This is a genomic window from Cobetia sp. MMG027 (genome assembly GCF_027947415.1).
Lineage (GTDB): Bacteria > Pseudomonadota > Gammaproteobacteria > Pseudomonadales > Halomonadaceae > Cobetia > Cobetia marina.
Map to the genome: position 1 here is coordinate 1 of NZ_JAQJIO010000022.1, position 2,185 is coordinate 2,185.

1 rRNA gene is annotated in these 2,185 nt (G+C 52.7%); it reads right to left on the reverse strand.

From position 1 onward, the window contains the following. Positions 1-2,123, reverse strand: a 23S ribosomal RNA gene (locus PJK54_RS17680); the annotation flags it as partial. Positions 2,124-2,185: the final 62 nt, after the last annotated feature.

Below are 2,185 nucleotides of genomic sequence, written 5' to 3' on the forward strand. Positions count from 1 at the left end.
GGTTTCAAAGCCTCCCAGCTATCCTACACAGACAACATCAGCATCCAGTGTAAAGCTATAGTAAAGGTTCACGGGGTCTTTCCGTCTAGCCGCGGGTACACAGCATCTTCACTGCGATTTCAATTTCACTGAGTCTCGGGTGGAGACAGCGTGGCCATCATTACGCCATTCGTGCAGGTCGGAACTTACCCGACAAGGAATTTCGCTACCTTAGGACCGTTATAGTTACGGCCGCCGTTTACCGGGGCTTCGATCAAGAGCTTCGGACGAATCCTAACCCCATCAATTAACCTTCCGGCACCGGGCAGGCGTCACACCCTATACGTCCGCTTGCGCGTTTGCAGAGTGCTGTGTTTTTAATAAACAGTTGCAGCCACCTGGTATCTTCGACCGGTAAGAGCTTACGGAGCAAGTCCTTCACTCGAACCGGTGCACCTTCTCCCGAAGTTACGGTGCCATTTTGCCTAGTTCCTTCACCCGAGTTCTCTCAAGCGCCTTGGTATTCTCTACCTGACCACCTGTGTCGGTTTGGGGTACGGTCGCATGTGATCTGAAGCTTAGAGGCTTTTCCTGGAAGCGTGGCATCGATGACTTCCTGACCGTAGTCAGTTCGTCTCGCATCTCGACCTCAGAGGAACCGGATTTGCCTGATTCCTCGGCCTACATGCTTTCACCAGGACAACCAACGCCTGGCTCACCTAGCCTTCTTCGTCCCCCCATCGCAACCACATCCGGTACGGGAATATTAACCCGTTTCCCATCGACTACGCGTTTCCGCCTCGCCTTAGGGGCCGACTCACTCTGCTCCGATTAACGTAGAACAGAAAACCTTGGTCTTCCGGCGGGGGAGTTTTTCACTCCCCTTATCGTTACTCATGTCAGCATTCGCACTCGTGATACCTCCAGCAGACTTCTCAATCCACCTTCATTGGCTTACACGACGCTCCTCTACCGCTCATCCATAAGGATGAACCCGTAGCTTCGGTACCTGATTTAGCCCCGTTATATCTTCCGCGCAGGCCGACTCGACTAGTGAGCTATTACGCTTTCTTTAAAGGATGGCTGCTTCTAAGCCAACCTCCTAGCTGTCTGAGCCTTCCCACATCGTTTCCCACTTAATCAGGATTTTGGGACCTTAGCTGACGGTCTGGGTTGTTTCCCTTTTCACAACGGACGTTAGCACCCGCTGTGTGTCTCCCACGCTGCACTCACTGGTATTCGGAGTTTGCCTCGGGTTGGTAAGTCGGGATGACCCCCTAGCCGAAACAGTGCTCTACCCCCAGCGGTGATACGTGAGGCGCTACCTAAATAGCTTTCGAGGAGAACCAGCTATCTCCGGGCTTGATTAGCCTTTCACTCCGATCCACAGCTCATCCCAGCATTTTTCAACATACTTGGGTTCGGGCCTCCAATTGATGTTACTCAATCTTCACCCTGGCCATGGATAGATCGCCCGGTTTCGGGTCTATACCCTGCGACTGGTCGCCCAGTTAAGACTCGCTTTCGCTACGCCTCCCCTATACGGTTAAGCTCGCCACAGAATATAAGTCGCTGACCCATTATACAAAAGGTACGCGGTCACACCACGAAGGTGCTCCCACTGCTTGTACGCATACGGTTTCAGGATCTATTTCACTCCCCTCGCCGGGGTTCTTTTCGCCTTTCCCTCACGGTACTGGTTCACTATCGGTCAGCCAGGAGTATTTAGCCTTGGAGGATGGTCCCCCCATGTTCAGTCAAGGTTTCTCGTGCCCCGACCTACTCGATTTCACGATACTCAGACTTCGACTACGGGACTATCACCCTGTATCGTCAAGCTTCCCAGCTTGTTCGTCTGTCAGTTGTATCGCTTAAGGGCTGGTCCCCGTTCGCTCGCCGCTACTTGGGGAATCTCGGTTGATTTCTTTTCCTCCGGGTACTTAGATGTTTCAGTTCCCCGGGTTTGCCTCTATAGGTTATGTATTGGCCTATAGATACTCACCTGATGGTGAGTGGGTTTCCCCATTCGGAAATCGTTGGGTCGCAGGGTATTTGCCACCTCGCCAACGCTTATCGCAGGCTATCACGTCCTTCATCGCCTCTGGCTGCCAAGGCATCCACCGTATGCGCTTAATCGCTTGACCATATAACCCCAAGGGGTCTGTCAAGGATTACGAATCTGTCGGACCTCTCCGACATATCGTTT